This is a genomic window from Rhodococcus sp. FH8 (assembly GCF_019266085.1).
GTDB classification, from domain to species: Bacteria; Actinomycetota; Actinomycetes; order Mycobacteriales; family Mycobacteriaceae; genus Rhodococcus_F; species Rhodococcus_F qingshengii.
This window is the reverse complement of the sequence record NZ_LPNQ01000065.1, coordinates 344,539-369,916: the sequence shown is the minus strand read 5'-3', so window position 1 is coordinate 369,916 and position 25,378 is coordinate 344,539. Positions and strand designations below refer to the sequence as shown.

At 61.0% G+C, this 25,378-nt stretch carries 20 protein-coding genes; 9 read left to right on the top strand and 11 right to left on the bottom strand.

Going from position 1 to position 25,378, the window contains the following annotated elements; translation table 11 throughout:
- Window positions 1-67 precede the first annotated feature (67 nt).
- Complete coding sequence (locus ATN38_RS16080) at window positions 68-517, top strand: helix-turn-helix domain-containing protein (RefSeq protein ID WP_003941475.1); 450 nt, start codon at window positions 68-70, stop codon at window positions 515-517.
- Here the strand turns inward: ATN38_RS16080 and ATN38_RS16075 are convergent.
- From ATN38_RS16075 to ATN38_RS16065, 3 genes are all read right to left on the bottom strand, one after another.
- Window positions 493-1,485, bottom strand: a complete 993-nt coding sequence (locus tag ATN38_RS16075; protein WP_054825597.1) for an iron-siderophore ABC transporter substrate-binding protein — start codon at window positions 1,483-1,485, stop codon at window positions 493-495. The two genes, ATN38_RS16080 and ATN38_RS16075, sit on opposite strands and share 25 nt — an antisense overlap.
- 183 nt (window positions 1,486-1,668) lie before the next feature.
- Window positions 1,669-3,072, bottom strand: a complete 1,404-nt coding sequence (gene lpdA, locus ATN38_RS16070; protein WP_003941477.1) for a dihydrolipoyl dehydrogenase — start codon at window positions 3,070-3,072, stop codon at window positions 1,669-1,671.
- Between the two features lie 49 nt (window positions 3,073-3,121).
- On the bottom strand, window positions 3,122-4,108 hold the full coding sequence (locus ATN38_RS16065; protein WP_054825596.1) for a dipeptidase: 987 nt from the start codon (window positions 4,106-4,108) through the stop codon (window positions 3,122-3,124).
- A 233-nt stretch (window positions 4,109-4,341) separates the two neighbouring features.
- On the opposite strand from ATN38_RS16065, the gene ATN38_RS16060 reads away from it, so the two are divergent.
- The 3 genes from ATN38_RS16060 to ATN38_RS16050 all read left to right on the top strand — a co-directional run bounded on the left by ATN38_RS16060 (window position 4,342) and on the right by ATN38_RS16050 (window position 8,799).
- Window positions 4,342-5,391 (top strand): alpha/beta hydrolase family protein, encoded by a 1,050-nt coding sequence (locus ATN38_RS16060; protein ID WP_007733735.1) that lies wholly within the window; start codon window positions 4,342-4,344, stop codon window positions 5,389-5,391.
- A 255-nt stretch (window positions 5,392-5,646) separates the two neighbouring features.
- Window positions 5,647-6,663 carry an alpha/beta hydrolase family protein gene (locus ATN38_RS16055; RefSeq protein WP_003941485.1) on the top strand — a complete coding sequence of 339 codons (1,017 nt, stop codon included), beginning with the start codon at window positions 5,647-5,649 and terminating at the stop codon, window positions 6,661-6,663.
- Window positions 6,664-6,747: 84 nt separating this feature from the next.
- Window positions 6,748-8,799, top strand: coding sequence for a prolyl oligopeptidase family protein (locus ATN38_RS16050; RefSeq protein ID WP_081557544.1), 2,052 nt, complete (start codon window positions 6,748-6,750; stop codon window positions 8,797-8,799).
- Between the two features lie 4 nt (window positions 8,800-8,803).
- On the opposite strand, the gene ATN38_RS16045 is transcribed toward ATN38_RS16050, so the two are convergent.
- Window positions 8,804-9,637 (bottom strand): alpha/beta fold hydrolase, encoded by an 834-nt coding sequence (locus tag ATN38_RS16045; RefSeq protein ID WP_054827775.1) that lies wholly within the window; start codon window positions 9,635-9,637, stop codon window positions 8,804-8,806.
- A 51-nt stretch (window positions 9,638-9,688) separates the two neighbouring features.
- A complete protein-coding gene (gene ppk2 / locus ATN38_RS16040; protein WP_024487730.1) occupies window positions 9,689-10,603 on the bottom strand; it encodes a polyphosphate kinase 2 in 915 nt (304 codons plus the stop codon).
- 145 nt (window positions 10,604-10,748) lie between these two features.
- On the opposite strand from ppk2, the gene ATN38_RS16035 reads away from it, so the two are divergent.
- The gene (locus ATN38_RS16035) at window positions 10,749-10,952 is read left to right on the top strand and encodes a PspC domain-containing protein (RefSeq protein WP_003941534.1); all 204 of its coding nucleotides are present in this window, start codon (window positions 10,749-10,751) and stop codon (window positions 10,950-10,952) included.
- 272 nt (window positions 10,953-11,224) lie between these two features.
- Here the strand turns inward: ATN38_RS16035 and ATN38_RS16030 are convergent, their stop codons facing one another.
- The 4 genes from ATN38_RS16030 to ATN38_RS16015 form a co-directional block, all read right to left on the bottom strand.
- Window positions 11,225-12,670 carry a wax ester/triacylglycerol synthase domain-containing protein gene (locus ATN38_RS16030; RefSeq protein ID WP_073512156.1) on the bottom strand — a complete coding sequence of 482 codons (1,446 nt, stop codon included), beginning with the start codon at window positions 12,668-12,670 and terminating at the stop codon, window positions 11,225-11,227.
- Between the two features lie 282 nt (window positions 12,671-12,952).
- Window positions 12,953-14,578: a chaperonin GroEL gene (gene groL / locus ATN38_RS16025; protein WP_003941476.1), complete on the bottom strand. Its 1,626-nt coding sequence runs from the start codon at window positions 14,576-14,578 to the stop codon at window positions 12,953-12,955.
- A gap of 273 nt (window positions 14,579-14,851) precedes the next feature.
- The gene (locus ATN38_RS16020; RefSeq protein WP_019744475.1) at window positions 14,852-15,409 is read right to left on the bottom strand and encodes a DUF6764 family protein; all 558 of its coding nucleotides are present in this window, start codon (window positions 15,407-15,409) and stop codon (window positions 14,852-14,854) included.
- 80 nt (window positions 15,410-15,489) lie between these two features.
- Window positions 15,490-16,275, bottom strand: a complete 786-nt coding sequence (locus ATN38_RS16015; RefSeq protein ID WP_064443292.1) for an HAD-IIA family hydrolase — start codon at window positions 16,273-16,275, stop codon at window positions 15,490-15,492.
- An 82-nt stretch (window positions 16,276-16,357) separates the two neighbouring features.
- On the opposite strand from ATN38_RS16015, the gene ATN38_RS16010 reads away from it, so the two are divergent.
- Both ATN38_RS16010 and ATN38_RS16005 read left to right on the top strand, forming a co-directional pair.
- Entirely contained in the window at window positions 16,358-17,506 is a 1,149-nt protein-coding gene (locus tag ATN38_RS16010) for a CdaR family transcriptional regulator (RefSeq protein ID WP_064443504.1), read from the top strand.
- A gap of 1,428 nt (window positions 17,507-18,934) precedes the next feature.
- Window positions 18,935-20,395, top strand: a complete 1,461-nt coding sequence (locus tag ATN38_RS16005) for a wax ester/triacylglycerol synthase domain-containing protein (protein ID WP_064443291.1) — start codon at window positions 18,935-18,937, stop codon at window positions 20,393-20,395.
- Window positions 20,396-20,607: 212 nt separating this feature from the next.
- Here the strand turns inward: ATN38_RS16005 and ATN38_RS16000 are convergent, their stop codons facing one another.
- Window positions 20,608-21,111, bottom strand: a complete 504-nt coding sequence (locus ATN38_RS16000; protein ID WP_042450431.1) for a hypothetical protein — start codon at window positions 21,109-21,111, stop codon at window positions 20,608-20,610.
- Between the two features lie 990 nt (window positions 21,112-22,101).
- On the opposite strand from ATN38_RS16000, the gene ATN38_RS15995 reads away from it, so the two are divergent.
- On the top strand, window positions 22,102-23,355 hold the full coding sequence (locus ATN38_RS15995; protein WP_218748240.1) for an FAD-binding oxidoreductase: 1,254 nt from the start codon (window positions 22,102-22,104) through the stop codon (window positions 23,353-23,355).
- On the opposite strand, the gene ATN38_RS15990 is transcribed toward ATN38_RS15995, so the two are convergent.
- Entirely contained in the window at window positions 23,327-24,718 is a 1,392-nt protein-coding gene (locus ATN38_RS15990; RefSeq protein WP_021333985.1) for an amino acid permease, read from the bottom strand. The two genes, ATN38_RS15995 and ATN38_RS15990, sit on opposite strands and share 29 nt — an antisense overlap.
- A gap of 189 nt (window positions 24,719-24,907) precedes the next feature.
- On the opposite strand from ATN38_RS15990, the gene ATN38_RS15985 reads away from it, so the two are divergent.
- Entirely contained in the window at window positions 24,908-25,378 is a 471-nt protein-coding gene (locus ATN38_RS15985) for an SRPBCC family protein (protein WP_003941500.1), read from the top strand.

Sequence of the window (25,378 nt, the reverse complement as noted above, 5' to 3'; positions counted from 1 at the left end):
ACTTATTTTTCGTAAGTGCAACACGTCAAGTTAGCGCTATGGGATCGTGCAGTAGTAGCCTGGGTTCATGACCAGCACCGACTCACCTTCACGTGCTGCCCAGACTCCTGATCCGAATGCCGACGTCGCGGACCCAACCCTCGAGGCTGACGTCTTCGCTCGCGGGTGCAACTCTCGGGCGGCATTGCAGAATGCAACCGGACGCTGGGGCGCACTCGCACTGGCAGCACTGAACGAGGGTCCGTACCGGTTCAGTGCCCTGCGCCGACGCGTCGACGGAGTCAGCGAGCGCATGCTCTCGCAGACCCTGCAAACACTCGAGCGGGATGGCCTCGTGCACCGTGAGGTACTCGAAACCATCCCGCCCAAAGTGGAATACAGCCTGACCGAACTCGGCGCCGACGTCGCCGCAAAGATCACGGCCCTGATCGAACTACTCGAATCGCAGGTGCCGAAAATCGTTGCGTCACAAGCGTCGTACGACGCCCGGAATCAGCTCAACTTGTCCGAGAGCTGAGCGATGAACTCGTCGAATGCGTAGGGAACGCTCAGCACCGTCGGAGCGGACGTAGCCATCGCGTAGTCCATTCCGACCAGACGAACCAGACGGCCGTTCGACACCGAGGTCATGTTCGCGAACGGACCGAAGGACATCAGCTTGTCCAGGTTGGTGCCGTCGGCGTCGACGAGAATGAAGACGTCGGCGTCGAGTGTGTCGATGGATTCCATGCCCACGGACACCGAACTGTCGCCGGAAGTGCACACTGCGTCGACACCGGGCGAGGTCTTCACCCCGAGCTGGCCGAGAAGACGGATCCGCGGGTCGGTGCCGCAGAAGACGATCAGGCCCTCGTCGGTGCGCATTGCATACGTTGCGGTTTTGCCCTGGAACTGTGGGTGATCAGCGGCTTGCTTCTCGAAGTACGCCCCGGTCTCGTCGATCAGCGTCTGAGCCTGCTCCGGCTGTCCGAGCGCTGCACCGATCATGCTCATCTGCTTGTCCCACGCCGTATCCCACGGCTGGTCGGGGAACGCGACGGTCGGCGCGATGTCACTGAGGCGCTTGTACTCGCCCTCGTCGATGCCGGAGTAGACGGCGAGGATCACGTCGGGATCGAGCCCGAGGATCTGCTCGAACGGGATATCGGGATTGGTCGTCATGAGAACGGGCTTGGCACCGTTCAGACGCGAAGCGTCCCAGGGCAGGATGTTGTTCTCGATGCCGTCGCCGGAGAAGCTCTCCATGGCGACCGGAACCTTGTTCAGTGCGATCACCGCATCCTGGCCACTCCATCCGATGGTCACGATGCGCATAGGCTCCGCGTCGATCGCCGTCGAACCGTAGGCGTGGTCGACGGTCACGGGGAACGCCCCCGCCTCGGCGGCACCCGAAGCTTCGGTGTCCGATCCGGAGTCACCTGAGGTTCCACAGGCGGAGAGCGTCAGCGCGACGCAAGCCGCGAGCAGTACGGAACGAGTTTTCATGAGTGGTCCTTCGAAAGCCGAATGGTCGACTCGGGACGCTAATGCGTTGCGCGCCTACACCCCGACTCGAAGGCCTCAGATGGCGGTTTCGCAACACAACTCGACACAAAAGACGAAAAACCCCGTGTGCCTTTCCGGTAGTGCGAACTACCGAAAAGGCGCACGGGGCCGAAGGCCCTGCCGTCAGAAGTTGATCATGTGGCCGGCGAGGCCGTGGATCGCTTCCTGCAGTGCCTCACTGAGTGTGGGGTGGGTGTGGACGTTGCGTGCCAACTCGTTGACCGTGAGGTCCCACTTCTGGGCCAAGGTCAGCTCAGGCAGCAGTTCCGAAACGTCCGGTCCGATGAGGTGCCCGCCGAGCAGTTCGCCGTACTTCTTGTCGGCGATCAGCTTGACGAAACCGGTCGGGTCACCGAGACCGTGTGCCTTGCCGTTGGCAGCGAACGGGAAGTTCGCGACCTTGACGTCGTAGCCCTCGGCCTTGGCCTGCTCCTCGGTCAAACCGAACGAGGCGACCTGCGGCTGACAGAACGTCGCACGCGGCATCATCCGGTAGTCACCGAGTGTCTGCGTCTCCGCGCCGCCGATGGTCTCGGCAGCAACGACAGCCTGAGCTTCTGCGACGTGCGCGAGCTGCAGCTTGGCGGTGACGTCACCGATGGCGAAGATGTGCGGGACGTTGGTGCGCATGTAGTCGTCGATCGCGATGGCGCCGCGATCGGTCAACGCGACCCCGGTGTTCTCGAGACCGAAGCCCTCCACGCGCGGTGCGAAGCCGACGGACTGCAGAACCTTGTCGACGACCACGGTCTCGATCTCGCCGGACTTGTTGTCCTTGATCGAGACGGTGACCTTGCTGCCGTCGTCGCTGATGGACTGCACAGCGGCACCGGTCTTGATGGTGACGCCGAGCTTCTTGTACTGCTTGGCGATTTCCTTCGAGACGTCGGCGTCCTCGTTGGGCAGTGCCCGATCGAGGAACTCGACGATCGTGACGTCGACGCCGTAGTTCTTGAGGACGTAACCGAACTCCATGCCGATCGCGCCGGCACCGACGATCAGGATCGAACCCGGAAGGTCACGGGTGAGGATCTGCTCTTCGTAGGTCACGACGTTCTCGCTCAGCGAGGTGCCGGGCAGCAGCTTGGTGTACGAACCGGTCGCGATGATCGCGTTGTCGAACGTGATCGTCTCGGTGCCACCCTTGCTCAGCTCCACGCTGATGGTGTTGGCGTCGACGAACGTGCCCTTGCCGTCGTACTCCGGGATCTTGTTCTTCTTCATCAAGAAGTGAATGCCCTTGACTCGCCCGTCCGCGACCTTGCGGCTGCGATCGAAAGCGGAGCCGAAATCGAAGGACACGTCTCCGGACATGCCGAACGTCTTCGCTTCTTTCGTGAAGATGTGCGCGAGTTCGGCGTTACGGAGAAGCGCCTTGGACGGAATGCAGCCGACATTCAGGCATACACCGCCCCAGTACTTCTGCTCGATGATGGCGGTGCTCAGGCCCAGTTGTGCCGCGCGGATAGCAGCGACGTACCCACCGGGGCCGGCTCCGAGGACAACGACGTCATAGTGTGAGGTCACGATTCACCAGGGTAGTCCTGCATCGTTTCGCTGTCCCCAGATGGTCGCATTACCCGTCGGTAGCCCACACTTCTCGGGCAACTCGGGCGAAATTTCCGCCGTACACGGCCTCGATCGACGGCTCGTCGAATCCCCGGGCACGCAATACCTGATCAAGTGTCAGCACGTCCTCCGGAGGAGTCCACTGCAGTGGCCCCCACGCGGTGTACGCCTCGGAGAACGACGACGGGTTCTGCTCGATCTCTTCGCGGAAGTCGTCGGCGTCGAAGGAGAAGTCGGAGCCGATCCCGACATGATCGATGCCGACGAGTCCCACAGCCTCTTCGATGTGGTCGGCCATCGCGGACAGCCGAGCCTGGTCGTCATCCGGTCCGTTGACGCCGAGGAATATGCCGACGCCGTTGATCCCGATGACGCCGCCGGTCTCCGCACACGCCCTGGCCTGATCGTCGGTGATGTTGCGCGGATGCTCCCACAACCTTCGGAGATTCGAGTGGCTGTAGATCATTGCTCGCTGGGTGATAGCTGAGATGTCCAACCCCGTCTGTACCGAACAATGTGAGCCGTCGACCGTCATTCCGACGCGATTCATCTCGGCAACCAGGTCACGGCCGTATCCACTCAACCCCGTGTCCGCCAGGTCCAAGCAGCCGCAGCCGGCAGCATTCATGTAGTTGTACGTCGGCAACATCGAGCGGACTCCGAGGTCGCAGAAGTACGAGACGTTGGCCAGGTCTCCCTCCAGCGGATTCGAGTCTTCCAGGTCGAAGGCCAGGGCGATTCCGCCGGACTCCTGAATCTCCACGACGCCGTCGACGCTGAAGACAGGGGTGATCTCCGGGAACTCGACCCGCGCCTGCCACGCGAAACTCTTGGCGATTGCCGTCGAGTCCGCGCGAGTCTGCGGCGAGTAACCGACGTTCACCGAAACGTAACTCCCCGCTGGGCGCTGATATCGGAGAAGATCTTCGACAGACGCGTTCGACTGCAGAGGTAGGCAACAATGTTGTTCCCATAGTGGATATGTCCGGTTCACTCACTAATCCCGTCGATGATCAGGGAAATTCACCTGAAACTGGTCGTACGTTCAGCAAATCTCTGGTTCACTGGCGGATAACGCACCGATGCGGTAGAACTTACAAGACTCACACGCCCTGTACCTATCGACAGAGCATGTACCCAGCATGAATTCCCGTACGGGAACAGCAACAAAGGACCGTTCACTCCTGGGCGGATTCGAAGGAATTTTAGGTGGAGGTTTCTGAACGTATGCGTGCTCGCACTTTCAAGCGTGGCCGTCTGGTCGCCGCTGTAGCCGCAGTATCCGTGCTGCCGATGCTGATCAGCCCTGCAGTGTCGTCCGCAGGCGGAGATCCGTCGACCACCACGGCAACTGTTGCCAAGGCAAACACAACGGGTTCCAAGCTCTCGAGCCGCACGGACAACGGGCGCATCGCCACCATCAAGGTGTACTCCCCTTCCATGGAACGCGATATTCCGCTCGAGGTCATCCTCCCGGCAGACGGCAGCGAACCCCGCCCGACCCTCTACCTGCTCAACGGTGCAGGCGGCGGCGAAGACCGGGCGACGTGGCAGCGCCAGACCGACGTCAACGAGTTCTTCGCTGACAAGAACGTCAACGTCGTCACCCCGCTCGAAGGTGCATTCAGCTACTACACCGACTGGGTGAACGACGACCCGTCCCTCGGCCGTCAGAAGTGGCAGACGTTCCTGACCCAGGAACTCCCGCCCGTCATCGACGCCGAGTTCAACACCAACGGCGTCCAGTCGATCTCCGCGATCTCGATGACCGCGACCTCGGTCCTCAACCTCGCCATCGCAGCTCCGGGCCTCTACAAGGGCGTCGGTGCATACAGCGGATGCGCCGAGACCAGCACACCGGTCGGCCAGTCCTCCATCGAACTGGTTGTGGGCATGCGCGGCGACGCTGACGTGACCAACATGTGGGGCCCCCTCGACGGCCAGGGCTGGATCGACAACGACCCCGTCGTCAACGCCGAGAAGCTCCGCGGCACCGAGCTCTTCATCTCCACCGGCTCCGGACTCCCCGGCCCGCACGACACCCTGAACAACGAGGCGATCAACGGACAGGTCGGCACACTCGCCAACCAGGTGATCGTCGGCGGCGTCATCGAGGCAGCAGTCAACTACTGCACCCACAACCTCGCCTACCGCCTCAACGATCTCAAGATCCCGGCCACCTTCGACTTCAAGCCGACCGGCACCCACTCGTGGGGCTACTGGGAAGACGATCTCCACAACTCCTGGCCGATGCTCGCTCGTTCGATGGGCATCTGACCGAAATCGTTCCGACTCGACCCCGCTCCCTGCACTTCCGGGAGCGGGGTCGAGTGCTTGTCTGGGCCGATTCGGGGGTTAGTTCGGGGGTTAATTCCGGGGCCAATTCAATTGTCAGGCAATCGAATCGCGTCACTTTCTGCGCCCGCTCTGCTTTACTGACACATAACAAAAAGTGAACCTGTTCCAGTAAGGGCTCACAGGCACTTCGATCCGTTCCGGATCCGAAGACATTCAGGTGGAGGATCCGAACGTATGCGTGCTCGAATTTTCAAGCGTGGCAGTGTGATCGCAGCTCTCGCAGTGGCCACGGTGCTGCCGATGCTGATCAGTCCGGCGACAGCTTCTGCGGGCGGTGACACGTCCGGATCGCACGTCGTGAGCAACACCAAGACCGGCGACCGCAAGGTCACCATCTCGGTCTTCTCCCCGGCGATGGATCGCAACATCCCGCTCGAGGTCATCCTCCCCGCAGATGGCAGCGAACCCCGCCCGACGCTCTACCTGCTCAACGGTGCAGGCGGCGGCGAAGACTCGGCGACCTGGCAACGCAAGACCGACGTCATGAACTTCTTCCAGGACAAGAACGTCAACGTCGTCACTCCACTCGAAGGCGCGTTCAGCTATTACACCGACTGGGTGAACGACGATCCGGTTCTCGGTCGCCAGAAGTGGCAGACGTTCCTCACCAAGGAACTCCCGCCCGTCATCGACGCCGAGTTCAACACCAACAAGGTCCAGTCGATCTCCGCGATCTCCATGACCGCGACCTCGGTCCTCAACCTCGCCATCGCGGCTCCCGGCCTCTACAAGGGCGTCGGGGCGTACAGCGGATGCGCTGAGACCAGCACCCCCGTCGGTCAGAGTGCGATCGAACTTGTCACAGGTACCCGCGGCGGAGCTGACATCACCAACATGTGGGGCCCGCTCGACGGTCAGGGCTGGAAGGACAACGATCCGGTCCTCAACGCCGAGAAGCTCCGCGGCACCGAACTCTACGTCTCCACCGGCTCCGGACTCCCCGGCCCACACGACACTCTCGCCAATCCCGCGATCAACGGTCAGGTCGGTGCGCTCGCCAACCAGGCGATCGTCGGCGGCGTCATCGAGGCAGCGGTCAACTACTGCACCCACAACCTCGCCTACCGCCTGAGCGATCTGAAGATCCCGGCCACCTTCGACTTCAAGCCGACCGGCACCCACTCGTGGGGCTACTGGCAGGACGATCTCCACAACTCCTGGCCGATGCTCGCTCACTCCCTGGGCGTCTGACCCGATTCGTTCTCACTCGACCCCGCTCCAGTGTTTCGGGAGCGGGGTCGAGTGCTGTCGGGAGCGAGCAGTAAGAATGGACGTATGACTTCCGATCAGCAGCCCACCACCGGCGACGACCCCTACCTCTGGCTCGAAGACGTGACCGGTGAGTCTGCACTCGATTGGGTCCGTCAGCACAATGCCGTGACCGAGGAGCAGCTCACCGACAACGAGCGCTTCGATCGACTACAGAGCGACGTGCGCGAGATCCTCGATACCGACGCGCGAATCCCCTACGTCCGCCGTCGAGGTGAGTTCCTCTACAACTTCTGGCGCGACAGCACCCACGTTCGCGGATTGTGGCGACGCACGACGTTCGATCAGTACGTCACCGACGACCCGGAATGGGACGTCCTGGTCGACCTCGACGCCCTGGCCGAGGCCGAGGGCGAGAACTGGGTCTGGAAGGGCACGCAACTTCTACGGCCACACCGCAACCGTGCATTGATCAGCCTCTCCCGCGGCGGGGCAGACGCGGCGGTCGTTCGCGAGTTCGACATCGACAAGCGCGAGTTCCTCGCTCCCGAGGGCGAGAATCCCGGCTTCTACCTTCCCGAGGCCAAGACCGACATCGACTGGATCGACATCGATACCGTCTACGTCGGAACGGATATCGGACCGGGGTCGCTCACCGATTCCGGATATCCCCGTCTGGCCCAGCGGTGGAAGCGCGGCACTCCCCTCTCCAGCGCCGAGACCGTCTACGAGGGCCAGGCCACGGACGTGGCCATCTCGGCTTCGCACGATCCGACGCCCGGGTTCGAACGGGACTTCGTCACTCGCTCGGTCGATTTCTACAACTCTCAGCATTTCGAAGTTCGCCCCGACGGTGAACTGGTGCTCGTGGACGTCCCCGAGGACGCCGGGATCTCGATTCACCACGAGTGGTTGTTGATCCGCACCAAGTCCGTGTGGGCCGTCGAGGACACCGAATATCCGACCGGCGCACTGCTTGCCATCCGTTACGACGATTTCCTTGCCGGCTCACGAGCACTGACATCGATCTTCGAACCCGACGCACATTCCTCGCTCGAGCACTACACCTGGACACGCGATCATCTGATTCTGGTGGTCCTGACCGACGTGCGCACGACGCTGCGAATCCTGACGCCGGGCGAAAACGGCTGGGAGGATCGACCTTTCGAAGGGCTTCCAGAACTGACCAGTATCGAAATTCTCGACACCGACCCTGATGTCAGCAACGAGTACTTCGTCAATTCGAGTGGATACACCTCCCCTGCAACTCTTTTGCACGGCGTGATCGGCGAAACCGAACCCACTGCCCTCAAGCAGGCTCCCGCGTTCTTCGACGCCGAGGACATCACCACGGAGCAGTTCTTCGCCACCTCCGCCGACGGCACCCTCATCCCCTATTTCGTGGTCCGCAATCCGCGTAGCGAGCCCGGCCCCACCCTGCTCTACGGGTACGGCGGATTCGAGATCTCGCTGACGCCGTCGTACAGCGGTTCTCTGGGCCGTGCCTGGTTGACGCAGGGCGGAACCTATGTGGTTGCGAACATTCGTGGTGGCGGCGAGTACGGACCCGGTTGGCACACACAGGTTCTCAAGGCTGGGCGCCACAAGGTGCACGAAGACTTTGCTGCCGTCGCGAGAGACCTCGTCGATCGCGGAATCACGACCCCGGATCTTCTGGCAGCTCAGGGCGGAAGCAACGGCGGCCTGCTGATGGGCATCATGCTGACCAAGTACCCCGAACTCTTCGGCGCCATCGTCTGCCAGGTCCCGCTGCTGGACATGCGTCGATTCCATCTCCTGCTGGCCGGCGCGTCCTGGATGGCCGAATACGGTGACCCCGATGTCCCGGAGGAGTGGGCATTCATCTCGGAGTATTCGCCGTATCAGAACATCGACGCCGCCGCGTCGTACCCACCGATCCTGATCGCGACATCCACCCGCGACGACCGCGTCCACCCCGCGCATGCCCGCAAGATGGCCGCACGGCTGGAAGAGCTGGGCAAGCAGGTGCTGTATTTCGAGAACATCGAGGGTGGCCACGGCGGCGCCGCGGACAATGCTCAGCTGGCATTCAAGACCGCGCTGACCTACGAGTTCCTCTGGCAGAAGCTCGCCTGATCTTTCAGCGGTCGCGCAACCACGCGACGACGCGCTCGCTCACAGCGGTGGGATTGCGTATCCAACCGTTGTGACCGAGTGGTTCGTCGATGTGCGTCATCGTCACTTGGGCCCCGGAGAGCTTGTCCACCAGGTTCTTTGCCGACCGGCGTGGAGCGAGATCGTCCCCTTCGATCGTGATCGACAGAACCGGCAAGGTCAGGCGAGCGATCCGCTCCTCGTAGTCGATATCCGCACCGATGGGTTCCATGCGACCGGTCCTGGCGAACCGTGCCCAATCGGTGATCAGTACTTTCGACTGTCGACCGAAGCCGCCGACGTTGACCCGGTCTCCCGGCCAGAAGCCGGCAATGTTGGCTGTCACCGACATCGCGGACGAACCCAGATAGAGTCCGGGCGCACGGATTCCGGGGAATCCGCGGTGATACGGCGATCCGGAGGCAACCAGGATCAGTCCGCCGAGCCGGCCCCGAATCCTCGACGCGTACATGACCCCGATCTGGCCGCCCATGCTGTGCCCCATCAGAAATGGTGTGCTGGCCGGAAACCGCTCGCGCACCACCTCGAACGTCGCCGGACAATCGATCGAGACCAGTTCCTGATATCCGAAAGCACTCGACGCGCTCGGGCGCGGTTTGCTGTCACCTTGGCCGCGCAGTTCACCGATGGCCGCATTGAAGCCGGCTTCGACCAGGGCCTGCGCCACCGGATCGTAGAACCCGGCGGGAACTCCGAGCCCTGGCAACATCACCACCACGGGTGCGTCGTCGTTCGGTCCGGGAAACAGACGGATCGGGGTCACGGTGCCGTCGGGGAGTTGGATCGGTACGGTCTCCATTCAACTCACACTAACCACCCACGCCGCGGATGGGCAGAGCCCACGCGCCGACTATTCGAGGCTTCCCACGATCAGCGGATCCGGAGTACCCACGATCTCGTAATCCTTGTTGTCGTAATCGAACTGACTGAGCACGTGACGCATCGCGTTTATCCGCGCGCGTTTCTTGTCATTGCTCTTGATGACGGTCCACGGAGCGGTGTCGGTATCGGTGAACCGAATCATCTCTTCCTTCGCCGCCGTGTACGCATCCCACTTGTCCAGAGAAGCGATGTCCATCGGCGAAAGCTTCCACTGCCGAACGGGATCGACCTGTCGGATCGCGAACCGCGTGCGCTGCTCCAGCGGTGAAACCGAGAACCAGAACTTGATCAAGCTGATGCCGTCGTCGACGAGCATCTGCTCGAACAACGGCACCTGGCGCAGAAAACGCTCGTGCTCCTCGTCGGTGCAGAAGCCCATGACCCGCTCGACCCCGGCCCGGTTGTACCAAGACCGATCGAACATCACCAGTTCCCCGGCAGCCGGAAGGTGCTGCACATAGCGCTGGAAGTACCACTGCGTCGACTCGCGGGCCGACGGCTTCTCCAGCGCCACGACGCGAGCGCCGCGAGGATTGAGGTGCTCCATGAATCGTTTGATCGTTCCGCCCTTGCCGGCAGCGTCGCGTCCTTCGAACACGATGGCGTGCCGTGCGCCGGTTTCCTTCGACCAGTTCTGCAGCTTGAGGAGTTCGATCTGCAGCAGACGCTTGGACATTTCGTACTCGTCCCGAGGCATCCGTGCGTCGTACGGGTATCCCTCCCGCCAGGTGTCGACCTCGAAACCGTCCGGCGACGTCAGCAGCACCGGATCGTCGTCGTCATTGTCGTCGACGGTGAAGGCGGCGGTGTCGGCCAGATCGACGGCGGTCGAGAGGTCCGCGAAGGCGCTGAGGAACGGTCGGCGTTCTGCTAAATCGGTCACCGCCGACAAGTTAGTCTCCCGCAGCAACCGTTCGGTGAAGCTGGGATGAACTACCGGGGTATGACACGACGGGCTCAAAAGATCAGGGTGCAGATGGGGGTCGTCCCCGATGGTGCCTGATGCGATCTCGCTTCAGAATTGAAGCATGACATTCGAAAGCAACACACCTCGCCCCTTCACCCGTTCCAACGACAAGAAAATGTTCGCCGGAGTGTGCGGCGGAATTGCAGATTACTTCGGCGCCGACGTCAATCTTGTCCGTCTACTCGCCGTTATCGCCGCTATTTGCACGGGTGGAACCGCGGCATTGGTATATCTCGCCGCCTGGATGCTCATGCCATTAGGGTGAGAATTCCGGCAATTCACATGGCGAGAATTACGCGCCGACAAAAGGTATTTCGGGGCCTACGCGCCAACACGAGCAGGCCCCGAAATCAACAATCCACTTGGCGGCCTTCAACTCTCCACCGCTGAGCGCAGCGAGGGCCTCGAGACCCTTGACGGCCAGGCCACTGACGCTGCCCAACCAAGATGTTCAGTGGTTCGCTTGGGACGAGGAAATGACGCCAATCCGAAAACTCAGGGAATGACAGGCGGCGTAAAGCCGGGGGTGCCGAGAGATTATCGTTCGACCAACTCACGATTTTGGTCGGAAACTGCCTGCAGAAGCGTCGTGAACCCCACCCGCAATAATTCGATGTAGTGCTCGATATCCGGCATCGTCTCTCGCGAGACGATGACATTGAGCGTCAGAGAACCTCCACGCGCAGCAATGAGGAAGTGGCGCAGAATGTCTCCGTCGACCGGCGCCTGCCCGCCGAGAACTGCCACCGCCGGCGCACCTTCGAAGACATTGCCGTCGACCGATACCGGGACATTGCTGATCGTCGTGTTCTGAATGACCTTGTGCGAAGGGTCAAGCTTGTTGATCCGACGCGAGAGACCGGTGAGTCTGAGCAGAGCCGCGGGCGACGTTTCGATGCGTGTGCCGTATCGACGGACGGCTGGGTGCAAACTCCGCCCCTTTGCCATCAGCGCCGAATCCCTGATTCGTGTCAGCCGCTCGACCGGATCTTCGACGTCCGTGTGCAGATCGACCGTCAACAGCGCCAGTTGGTTGGCCGATTCCCATTCGGCGATCTGCCGCATCGATCGGGGAACCATCGCCGCCAACCCACTGCCTGATTTCTCGCCCTTCTCCGACAGGTATGCGTCGAGAGCGCCGGCGACGACGGTCAGGAAGATGTCGTTGACCGTCACGTCCGAAATGGCCGCTCGGATCGCTTTGATGTCTGCGCCGTCCAGCGTCAGGAAATCGATCGTGATGTCTCCGCCCAGCATGCCGTTGAATCGGGTCGGCAGGCGGTCGGCCGAGTACGTAGGCAGCTCTCCGGCCTCTTCCGCCTCCCGAACCGTCTCGGCCGCAACCTTTGTCACGGACAGACCCCGGCCGAAACGGATCGCCTGGCCGGGCAAACCCACGACCGTGCGCCCGATCAAATCCAGCGACGAAAGCCCCGAACCGGCACGCTTCGTCTCCGGCTTCGGCGGACCGGAGAACAGAAGGTTGGTCAGATCGCGGATCGCCAGACCGTCACCGGCCCCGTGGTGGGTCTTGAGCATGATCAGCGTCAGATTGCCCGGTAGCTCGTCGATCCCGTGCACTCCGGTCATGACGTGCAACTCCCAGGGCGGCCGGGACAAGTCCATCGGCTCACCGAGCGAGCGCCCGAGCAATTCACGAATCGGCGCCCACCCGGCAACCGGGGCACGATGGACGTGCACGTGATCATCGACGTCGAAATCGGCCGGGACCCAATAGGGATAGTCCAGATCCAGCGGAACTCGCTGGAGTCGACTCGTGAACAGTGGCCAGTATCCGAATCTTTCGGTGATCCACCGAACCGCGTCGTCGTGCGTCATCTCTGCGAGCGGATGGCCCGTCGTGTCGAAGAAGTAGGCGCAGACCATGTGGCTCAGATGTCCGCCGGACTCGTTGTAGACGAACTCCGCGTCTCGCGGCCCCATCTGAGATACCGCGGCTGGCAACGAGTTCCGAAAGATCATGCATGCCCCTCAATTCCGACGCTGAACGAATGTCCGAATTGTAGCGAGCTGACATGCCGATCCTCTGGGTTCTGCTCGGAATCGTTGGGTATCACCGGATCCAGCAATCGGAAAAGGTGCCTGTGATTCCGAGCGATCAGGAGGCAACCTCTTGGTTAGGTGAATCCGCAATCTGCATCGCGGCTGCCGCTGCCAAGTCATGGAAACTTGCCTCCCCCGCACGAGCAAAAGCCCGGCCCACCGAATGGTGGGCCGGGCTCTAGGAGCTAGGTGGAGATGGACTCAGAAGTCCATGCCGCCCATGCCGCCGGTCGGATCGCCTGCAGGCGCTCCGGCCTTCTCGGGCTTGTCAGCGACAACGGCTTCGGTCGTCAGGAACAGAGCCGCGATGGACGCTGCGTTCTGCAGTGCCGAGCGGGTGACCTTGACCGGGTCGTTGATGCCTGCAGCGAGCAGGTCGCCGTACTCGTTGGTCGCAGCGTTGAGGCCGTGACCTGCGGGCAGGTTGGAGACCTTGTCCGCAACAACGCCGGGCTCGAGGCCTGCGTTGAATGCGATCTGCTTGAGCGGAGCGGACAGTGCAACGCGAACGATGTTCGCGCCGGTTGCCTCGTCACCTTCGAGCTTGAGGTCGTCCAGTGCGGGAGCTGCCTGGAGAAGTGCAACGCCACCACCGGCGACGATGCCCTCTTCGACGGCTGCCTTTGCGTTACGCACTGCATCTTCGATGCGGTGCTTGCGCTCCTTGAGCTCGACCTCGGTAGCAGCGCCGGCCTTGATGACTGCAACGCCGCCGGCCAGCTTGGCCAGACGTTCCTGCAGCTTCTCACGGTCGTAATCCGAGTCGCTGTTCTCGATCTCGGCGCGGATCTGGCTGACACGACCGGCGATTGCGTCGGCGTCGCCGGCACCCTCGACGATGGTGGTCTCGTCCTTGGTGATGACGACCTTGCGTGCCTGGCCGAGGAGCTCGAGGCCTGCGGTCTCCAAGGAGAGTCCGACCTCTTCGCTGATGACCTCGCCACCGGTGAGGATGGCGATGTCGGCGAGCTGAGCCTTACGACGGTCACCGAAGCCGGGAGCCTTGACGGCAACAGACTTGAAGGTGCCACGGATCTTGTTGACCACGAGGGTGGAGAGAGCTTCGCCCTCGACGTCCTCGGCGATGATCAGGAGCGGCTTGCCGGACTGGATGACCTTCTCCAGCAGGGGCAGCAGATCCTTGACCGTGGAGATCTTGGAGCTGACGAGCAGGATGTACGCGTCTTCGAGGACGGCTTCCTGACGCTCTGCATCGGTGGCGAAGTACGCCGAGATGTAGCCCTTGTCGAAGCGCATGCCCTCGGTGAGCTCGAGCTGCAGGCCGAAGGTGTTGGACTCCTCGACCGTGATGACGCCTTCCTTGCCGACCTTGTCCATAGCCTCGGCGATGAGCTCACCGATGGACGGGTCGCCGGCGGAAATACCGGCGGTAGCAGCGATCTGCTCCTTGGTGTCGATCTCCTTGGCGGTCTCGAGCAGGCGAGCTGTGACAGCCTCGACAGCCTTCTCGATGCCGCGCTTGAGGCCGAGCGGGTTCGCGCCGGCTGCGACGTTGCGCAGACCTTCACGGACCAGAGCCTGTGCGAGAACGGTAGCGGTGGTGGTGCCGTCGCCAGCGACGTCGTCAGTCTTCTTGGCGACCTCCTTGACGAGCTCGGCGCCGATCTTCTCGTACGGGTCGTCGAGTTCGATCTCCTTGGCGATGGAAACACCATCGTTGGTGATCGTGGGGGCGCCCCACTTCTTTTCGAGAACGACGTTGCGACCCTTGGGGCCCAACGTCACCTTGACAGCGTCGGCGAGGGCGTTGAGGCCTCGCTCGAGGCCACGACGTGCCTCTTCGTCGAACGCGATGATCTTTGCCATTGCGAAGTGATCCTCCGGATAGGGGGTGACACACAAGGTGACCGCTCGTCGGGTCACCTCATCGGCACAAGGCGACCGTTTGACCGGTCACCTCATTACACGGGCGACCGATTTGCCTGGTCACCCATCTACGCCTGTGGTCTAGTCAGTGCCCGCGACGGACGACCGGGGGTGTCTATGGTTCCCGGTCTCACTGCCTCGACCTGGCACTCACGGTTCGCGAGTGCCAACTGCATTTTTAGCACTCGAGCGTGCCGAGTGCAAGGTTGAGCCTCAGCCCGCGATGCAGAACTGTCCGTTACTCAAATTGACCGCAAACGAGAGCACTCCGACGCAGTCGACGCCATTGGCATCGGCTGTAGCGCCCGCTCCGTAACCAGCGATGGCGAAGGTGACATTTCCGTCAGCCGCCCCGGCCCGCGCGATACCGCCGCCGAGTGCAAATGCCTGCGCCTGACCGTTACCGCGAGAAGCCCCCAGCGCGGTTCCGAAGCCGTTGGCATATGAATTTGAGTAGCCGTTGTCGGCGGCGACGCTCACAGCGGTACCGCTCTCGGCGGCACCGGCCTGCGAACGGCCGGCTCCGACGGACTGCGCGCCGCAGCTCGCGGTCTCGGAGACCTGGATGTCATTGGCCGACGGCGGCGAGACACACGTGACGGGGGCTGCCGAAGCAGCTCCCGCACCGGTCAGCGCCAGCCCGGCGGCGAGCCCCATACCTACAGTCATCACAGCCCCTGTTCTCGCCAGGCGGCCCCCCAACCGACTACTGGAAATTCCGCTGACTCGAGAGGATGAGCGGCGGAACCAGACTGACGAGATCAAGGGCATAGAAACTCCTTCGTGGAACAAGTTCATTGGATTCGGGCGCGAGAGTACCCGCTCGAGTGAAGTCCGTCACCCCCGCCTGGTCAAGCCTCGAGGACGACCCCGAGAAGGGCCGGAAGATCCGCGACCGAATCGATGACGTGGTCGGGCTTCTGAACCGAGAGGTCGAGCACTGTTTGCCGAAACTTGCCTGTGCGCACCAGAACTCCGGTCAGGCCGACCCGCTGTGAGGAGAGGACGTCCCCGATCAGATCGTCGCCGACCATCACCGTCGCCTCAGGTTCGACATGCATCAACTCCGTGGCTGTAAGGAACCCCGTGAGAGACGGTTTACCCACCGCGGCGATATTTACACCCGCCACTTCCTCGAAGCCGGGCAAGTACGTTCCGGTGTCGATTCGAAGGCCACCTGACGTCTCCCACATCATCCCGCGGTGCATCGCGACGACGGGCACTCCGGCGAGCAGTAGTTCGAGCACTCTGCTCAGCGCCTCGTGGGTGAACTCCGGGCCGGCGCCGCCGAGAATCACGACCTCGGGATCGGCGTCGTCGAATTCGATTCCCTCGAGATCGGCGGACACGTCACCGTGATTGAGTACCCACGCCCTCGCGTCCGGGTACGTCGCCCGCACGTACTCCCCCGTGAGCCTGGCGGCAGTAACTATCTGGCTCGCCTCCACCTCGATACCGGCGTCGCACAACCCCTGCGCGATGAGTGTCGAACTGCGCGAGGTGGTGTTGGTCAGAAACCCACAGGCCAATCCGCGCCGCCGAACTTCGCGTACTGCTTCCCCTGCTCCCTCGATCGGCTGCCAGGACGTGAGCAGGACTCCGTCGATATCGAACAGAACACCTTCGATGTCGGCCATTGCACCAGCCTATATTCGCCATCGAGGTCCTGCCGAGGCGTCGAAACCCGAAATCCGTCGATCGCTCAGTAGGCTCCCACCCATGGACCTGCGCGACGACGACCTCTTCTCCGTCGCCGGTTCTCTGGCCGAATTGCTCGGCGCTCCCGTCACGATCGAGGACGAGAACTCGACGGTTCTCGCGTACTCCGGCGGCGAGCAGGCCGTGGACGAAGCTCGCATCGGCACGATCCTCGGTCGGCAGGTACCCAGCCGATTCCGCCAATTACTCTCCGATGCAGGAGTATTCGATCGGCTTCACCGAGAGAGCGATCCCATCTACGTCGACCTCGAAGACCCCTCGATCACGCCGCGACTGGTTATCGCAGTTCGCGAGAACGATCACCCCGTCGGCTCGATCTGGGTCGCACTGGCCGGATCACCGACGCCCACACAGGAATCGATACTTCGTTCCGCGGTATCTGTCGTGGCCGGGAGAATCGCCTCGGAGCGTGACCGGGTCGACAGCACACGCCGTCGCCAATCCCAGCGCGTCCAAGCATTGATCGGCGGTGGCGAACCCGCATTCCGCGCCGCAGACGACTTGCGGTTGGCAGGCCCGCTCACCGTCGTCGCCGTCGGAACCGTCGCGGGACCACTGCCGGCGGGGTTGGTCGCCTCCTTGAGCTTGTACCTGGACACTCTGGCCGTCGACGCCGTGATCGCACAGTTGATCGACTCGACGTACCTTGTTGTCGCCGCTGACGAAGCGAACGCCCGCCGACTGTTGGAGGACTTCCTCAGCCGCGCCCGCACACGAGCACAACTTGCCGTTGCGGTGGGCCGCACCGTGAAATCAGCCAGCGAATGCCATTTGTCACGCGCCGACGCCGACCATGTTCTGGGCGCGCTGCGACACAACCGGTCCGGCGGGATTGTCGCGGGTATGAACGACACCTTGGCGTCGGTACTGGCCTTACATGTTGCCGACATCTTCGACGGACTGAGCACCGCCACACCTATGCACGCCCTGGAAGGGTACGACCGTCGACATGGAAGCGAACTCGTCGCAACGGCCCACACCTTCCTCGACAAGGGCGGTGATGTCGCGAGTTCTTCCGCAGCATTGCATGTTCACCCCAACACTCTCCGCAATCGATTACGCCGCTGCAAGGAGATGTGCGGGGTTGACCTGAGCGACGCGGACACTCGACTGATCCTGATGCTTCAGTTCAAACTACGAAGTTCCTGAGCCGGCGAAGAAGGTATCGGAGCATCTCCCGTGCCGCTCCACTTTGGGAGGTATTCGACAAAATATCACCCAAAAGTATTAACGACCAGTCCGCCAAAAGTCATAATTACCGGCCACGATTCCCAAAACCCAGCAATTCGGCAATCATCAATCTTGCAATCTGGTTAGCGTTCCGCAAGATCTTCCTCTCACGGCCCAAATAGGCCATTTTGGTTGCCTGACCAGCATAAATGAAACACGTTTCAGTTTGGTTCTACAAATTCCTAGTCAAAGTGGACTTGCTCGAGCTAACCTCATTCTCGTCACGCCACATAAGACCCCGAACGCCACACGGATCTCTTAGCAGAACGATCGCAAGGGTCCGTGCACTAGTCGAACCTGCTCTTTGTGGAATGCAACAAGCATGCGCCGATGTACAAAAAGTCTTCCAGATCTATCGAAAGGATGGAACTTCATATGATCGCAATGTTCCTTCAAGCAACGGCTGCGTTGTTCACCGGATTACTGGACAATGTATGGAGCGGATCCCTAGTGCCCGGCATCGAGGGCGCCACCGGCTCGCTAGCCGGATTAATCGAGACCGGCTCATCGCAACCCTGATCCATTTCAGAACATCACCCAACGACAGGAGTAAACGATGGATCTAGGATCGATGGTGCCTTACCTCAAGGAACCGATAATTTTGCAGATCATTTCATTGCTCGTATACAGAGGCTCCATGGCGTCAGTCGACTTCGACTGGCAACCCCCACTCGGCTGACTTCAACAGAATTTCCTACCGTGATAAAAATCTACCGCAAGGAGCGTTAGCATAGTGGATACAGCAAGTATCATCGACGCAGTCACGAGCATTGATTCGCAATCATTGCTTCCCCCGTTCGTTTATGTGCAGGCAATAGTCGACGGCATCTTCAAGTCTATCTCCGCAGCCATCAACCTAATGGCTAGCGGTTCTGCAGGTATTGGTGGAAGCATTCAGACCGCCCTCGGCTCGACCGTTGCCCCGTAGTCGGGAGAGGAGACAATAATGTTCGATCTTTCAATGAGCTATCTGTCGGATCTGGTGGGATTTGGCTCAATCGACCTAGTAGGTACGTTCGCGAAGTATCTCAACACCCTGTCCGCGTACACGCCGACGCCGCTCTAAGGAAAGGTGATTTACAATGCTGCAAAGATATATCACCAGTTTGATCGCCTGGGCTACTGGGACCATAGAGTTGACCGGCCTGGGAAGTACCATTCTGCAGAAGTAAATTCTCTGGTGCAACTTCTCTACTCTGAACTTCGATGATCCCCGAGGCTCCAATTCGCCTCGGGGGTCATTTCGCGTTCCAAGCACGAGAGTTTTCCAGGCACGAGAGTTCCGGGCCACGAGAGTTCCGGGGCACGGACACTTTGATCCGGCACCCGCCACGTGAGGAGTTCGACATGAGACTGCCCAACCTGCTGGATGCGGCTGTCACACAGGTGAATCCGCGAGACGCGGACTTCGTCTACAACGAGTCCGCCGGCCACCTGAAGCATCTGGTCGGCGTGTACTTCTTCGAAACATCTCAGCACCCAGCCGCAGAATTCACGCAGGCGCAAGCCGTCGATTGGGTCACCGCCAGGCTCGGACACAATCGCATGTTCACCCACCGAATCCAGCACACGCCACTGGGACTCGGCCATCCGTACTGGGTTCCAGACCCCAACCTGGATGTGGGCGACCACGTGCGGGTCAACGCGATTTCCGAGCCGGGTTGGGCACCATTTCAAGAAATGCTCAGCGCCCTGCTGACCTCGAGAATGGATCTCAGCCGCCCACCGTGGGAACTGCACTTTTTCACGGGGATCGAGGGGCTTGACGCTCTACCCGGCAGGCTGACGGCGGTTGTGCTCAAGTCTCATCACAGCGCGGCCGACGGAATCGCGATCCGAATGCTGGGTGAAGCCATATTTTCGGATGCGCAACGGCCGAGGAAATCAGCACCTGCAATACGGTTCCTACGGGGACGTCTCTTCACGCGATCAGCGCTGAGTTTCCCCGGCCAACTTATCCAGTTCGCCAAGAGCATTCCGGGCAATCGGGCTGCTGCCCGTGCGGTAGTCGAGGCGAAGAGTGCTGGAGAATGGGACGAGTGCATCTACGAAAGTACTAGCACCCGCTTCAACTGCAAGGTAAGCGGGTCGGCATTGGTGGAGCCGATCATCCTCGCAGGCAACGAGGTTCGGCATGTGAAGAACGCAGTCCCCGGAGCGACTGTCAACGACGTCCTTCTGGCTGTGGTCGGTTGCGCGATGGCGCGATACCTTACCGAGAAGAGCGAAGCGCCTCGAGGTTCTCTGTTCGCGATGGTTCCGCGGTCCATGCGCAAGCAAGAGGAGTGGGAGTCCGCAAACCAATTGGTGAATCTGTCCGTGAACATGCACACCACGATCACGGATCCGCTGAAGAGACTCGCTCTCATCGCAGAGTCTGCACGCTCGGAGAAGGCCCGTACGTCCCACACAGCGGTCCGGCGGATGAGCACAGTGTTGGAGACCCTACCCGCTCCGATAGCGCGGTTGATGGCATATTCACGTCACCATGACGACTACAGCCCGGATGGGCCGCGGTATCAGCACACGATGGTGAGTAACATTCCGCTCTCGGTCAACGGACTGACCCTGAACGGGGCAACTGGCACTGCCGTACTCGCTAATCAAGCACCGGTCGACGGTGACGGGCTGCGGCACTTCATGGTAGCTGCGAGTGGCGGCAACCTAACGCTCAACGTTATTGCAGACGCCGCAACGATGCCAGATCTAGGCCACTACCTGGAGTTGCTTCGCGCGAGTTTCGAGGAACTGAAGGAAGCCGCAAAGACGCGTGAGCTCGAGAGCAACTCGACCGTCATCGCATCCTGATCCCTTATTCACCAAGACATTACGATCCCGGCCTACCACTGCGGTAGGTCGGGATTCTTGTCGAGCGGGTAATTCTGCACGTAACTCGCATCCACATGGTCTGGAAGCGCCTCCCGGCACACACTTCTGGCACTCACGCACAAGACTACGCAAAACAGCGCTGCCTGAGTGGGGTGTCAGGCAGCGCTGCTAATCACCGGGGTCCGGATTGACTATGGATGCAGAACGCCCGCACCCGAATTCAGTGCCGGGTAACTACCGGTCGCACCCACCGCATTGGCGGGAATGCATGAGGTCGGCGCACTGACTGTCCCGAAGATAGGCACTGACGCCTTCGATGTGAAACGGAAGTAATTCGCCGAGAAGTTATACATCTGGGCCGCGGTGCCCTGAGTGTCGAACTTCACGTCCAACGCACTGTTCCGAGTTTGGAAACTAATCTTCGGAAGCTGGTATGTCACGCCTACGCCGACATCCGCACCGTCCACGATCAGTTGCGATCCGGTATCGGTGAGAGTGACCGTGCCTGTGTAGCCCGAACCGGAACCGGCCACCAGTGCGGCCGATCCTGCGACGAACGTCGCTGGGTCATAGCGGTAGACAAGCCTGACGTCATCAATGCCGAGGAATGTGACACCCGAGACGCCAGAACTGCTGGGTGTCGTCGCTGAACCGGGCTGAAGGGTGTATGAATTTACCCCGGGCGTGGCATTCACAGTGACGTGGTTAGCCGTGACCGAGGTTGGAACTACCTGATCCACGGTCTGCCCAACACTTACAGCGCGGCACGCCTGGTTATAGCTCGTCACCGTCGTACCTGCAGTTGCCGACGCCGGTGCAACTGCTGCGAATACCATGCCCGCCGAAGCAGTTACTACTGCTAGAGCGGCCACCGTACGTTTTGCCGTTGAAACATGCATATCTTCTACTCCTCATTCCCTTTCGGGATCGGTTTATAGCGTTGATAGCACTTCCTGCCAAAACGCAGTTCGAGCAAAGTTGAACTACTGCATTGACAGCCTCCGCATCACCGGAAGTTTCGCGGCGAAGGGGAAGTCTTTGAGGCCGTGCGCAGCACGATAGGATTTGTTCACTACCGATGCACGACCGAAATCTTGACAACGGAGATTAGCGATACGACATCACCCGGGAATCATGTCTCGATTCCGAAAAAGATGACGTCCGACCGTGAGAAACCACCTCCAATCAGCTGGTTTGGTAGCACCAATTCCACTGGATGCTCACACCGAGCGGTAAGTTGGAACAGCTGATCGACGATTGAAAGCCATTCACGATTTGCCGCTTATGTGATGACCGTCACCATACCTCAATTACTAGAACCTGTAACAATTTTTGAAAGAAATCTCTCGACAACTTGAAACGGCGACCCCACTTACATCGAGGATTTGCACGCGACTAATACCAAGGAACTAACATTCAGCGAAACATTAATACTAAAGTATTAACAACGCAGCTCATTCCAGAGATGGTTAATACTTTAGTATTAATTCAAAAGTTCCAGTGCATTCACGAATCGACTCACTGTGATTCGCTTCCCAAGCGAGGGCTGTGCACTCGCACAACGCATTCCCCGAAGCTGTGGCCGAACGGCCAGTCCTTTTGCCACCCCTGCGATTCATGCTTGAGAGAAGAGCCGGATGTGACCGGCGTCTCGGTTCGAGCAGAGTCTGTAGAAGGAGTGCGTCATGGGAACTCGTCAGAGCCCCGATCGTGTGGTCGTGGTCGGTGCGGGCGTTGTCGGATTGTCGACGGCCTGGTTCTTGCAGGAACGTGGAGTCGAGGTCACCGTCGTCGATCGCGACGGGGTCGCAGCCGACGCGAGCTGGGGCAACGCCGGTTGGCTTGCCCCCGCATTGACGCTTCCGCTGCCCGAACCCGCAGTGCTCCAATACGGCTTGCGCGCGATGCTCAGCCCGTCGTCCCCGGTGTACGTGCCACTGACCACCGATCTGAAGCTGATTCGGTTCCTGGTCGGGTTCGCGCGCCACTGCACGCCGTCGAAGTGGCAGGAAGCGATGTCGGTCTACACCGAGGTCAACCGAACAGCCTTGGGCGCGTATGACGAACTCGCCGACGGTGGCGTCAAAGAGCTGACCCGCCTGGCCGATCCTTTCCTCGCCGCGTTTGCATCCGAGAAGGACCGACAGACTTTGGTGGACGAGTTCCATCACGTCGAGGCCGCGGGCGGCGAGGTCGACTTCGACCTCCTCGACTACGACGCGATTCATTCGCTCGAGCCTTCACTCGGCCAGGGTGTGAAAGCCGGTTTGCGCCTGCGCAATCAGCGTTTCATCGATCCCCCGTTGTTCGTGAACTCGTTGGCGAACGCGGTTCGTGAACGCGGTGGAGAAATCGTCAGCGGTTTCGACGTCACGCAGATCGACGATCGGGTCGGCGGAGTCACTGTTCGCAGTGCACACGGTGATTCACGCGACGGTGACTCCGTAGTCATCTCGAGCGGTGCCCGCTTGAACAAGCTCGCAGCACCGTTCGGTGTGCGCAAACTGGTGCAGGCCGGACGCGGATACAGCTTCAGCGTCAAGCCCGAGCACCTCCCCAAGAACCCTGTGTATTTCCCCACCCAGCGCGTCGCATGCACTCCGTTGCACGATCGCTTCCGAGTGGCCGGAATGATGGAATTCCGCAGCCCTGACGCGCCGCTGGATCCGCGCCGCGTGCAGGCGATCATCGATGCGGCCAAGCCGATGCTCAGCGGCATCGACTGGACTGCGCGGGAAGAGGAATGGGTGGGATCACGACCGTGCACTACCGACGGCTTGCCGTTGATCGGAGCCACGCGCTCGCCGCGCGTGCACGTCGCCGGTGGCCACGGGATGTGGGGAATCGCTCTGGGTCCGTTGACGGGAAAGATGGTGGCCGACTCGATGACCGGTGCTCAGACGCCGACCGTCATGAGTCACTTCGATCCGCTGCGCTGACAGCCGGTTTCACCCACTTGTAGTACGCGCCCGTCAGCAGAACCAGCCATCCGGCGCCGACGAGCAGCGCAACTCGGGTATCGGCGATGACGCCGAGCAACACGATGACAAAAGCCAGGAACACGATCGCGAAGATCTGACCGTACGGCCACAGCGGCACTGGAAACTTCAGTGCCGCTGTTTCGTCTGCACTCATCTGAGCGCGGGAACGGAACTGCGAGAGCAGGATCATGATCCAGACGAAAATGGTGGCGAAGGTCGCCAGCGAGGCGATGACGAGGAACACCTGGTCCGGGATCAGGTAGTTGAGCACTACTCCCACCAACAGGGCAACGGTCATGATGACAACGGTCATCCACGGAACACCGTTGGCGGAGACTCTCTTCATCACCTGCGGGGCCTGGCCGGCATGCGACATTCCGAACATCATGCGACCCGCACCGAAAACGTCGCTGTTGATGGCTGACAGGGCTGCGGTGATGACGACGATGTTGAGGATCGATGCGGCCGTTCCCAATCCGAGGTTCTCGAAGATCTGGACGAACGGGCTGTTGTCGGAGTTGATGGTCTGCCACGGAATGATCGCCATGATGACGGCGAGGGTGCAGATGTAGAAGAGAATGATGCGCACCGGGACCGTGTTGACGGCTTTCCTGATGGTCTGCGCCGGATCCTCGGCTTCGCCCGCGGTGATACCGATGATCTCGGTGCCACCGAACGCGAACATGACGATCGCGAAACACGCGACGAATCCGCCGAAGCCCGTCGCGAAGAACCCGCCGTCCGACCAGAGGTGGCTGATTCCGGCATCGGTGTCGTGAACGCCGAATCCGAACACGATGATCGCGATGCCGCCGGCGATCATCGCGATGATGGCGGTGATCTTCACGAGCGTGAACCAGAATTCCAGTTCGCCGAACACCTTGACGCTCAACAGGTTTATCGCGCCGATGAAGAAGACGACAGCCAGAACCCAGATCCATCTCGGTACGTCCGGGAACCAGAACTGCATGTACAGGCCGAAGGCGGTGACGTCGGCGAGGCACACGATCACCATCTCGAACGTGTACGTCCACCCGGTCATGAAACCGGCGAGTGGTCCGAGGTGCTTGTTCGCGTACTCGCTGAACGAACCGGAAACCGGGTTACGGACCGCCATCTCGCCGAGCGCTCGCAACACCAGGTAGACCGCGATACCGCCGATCAGGTAGGCCAGGAGCACCGACGGGCCGGCTCGTTTGATGGCCTCGGCGCTGCCGTAGAACAGTCCGGTTCCGATGGCTGATCCGAGGGCGATGAAGCGGATATGGCGCGCTGTCAGCCCTCGCTTGAGGCCATCCTGCGTCGCGGCGTCGCTGTTCACTTCTCGGTACTCCAGTCGGATGGATCGTCATACGTGCGCGAACCATTGTCCGCTACCACCGCGCGTGTTCCCGCACGACCCTGTTGGACGGCCGTACAGTGACCTGACACACATGGTCCATTGACGGATCGCTTACGATCGACAAAAGTGTTTGTAACTTTACGTAGCATCAACTCGACTGGAGAGACTGTGTCCAACACCCTCGAAGCAAGCATCGACATCGACGCATCACCGCAGGACGTGTGGGCAATCGTCGCCGACCTGCAGCGCATGGGCGAATGGAGCCCCCAGTGCAAGGTGATGAAGGTAATCGGCGGGACCGTGCGTGAGGGCGCCAAGACGATCAACGTCAACCGCAAGGGCCTGCTGGTCTGGCCGACGTCGTCGAAGGTCGTTCGCTTCGAGCCCAACAAGTCGGTGGCGTTCCGCATCGCGGAGAACCGCACGATCTGGTCCTACGAACTCGAGCCGACCGCTACCGGCACCAAAGTGACCGAGCGTCGCGAGGCTCCCACCGGAACGTCGAAGGTCTCGCAGTTCCTCGTCAAGACCGTCCTGGGCGGAAACGCCGACTTCGAGGTCGAGCTCGTTGAAGGCATGAATGCCACCTTGAAGCGTGTGAAGAGCGAGGCCGAGGCGGCTGCACGCACCTCTGCTTGA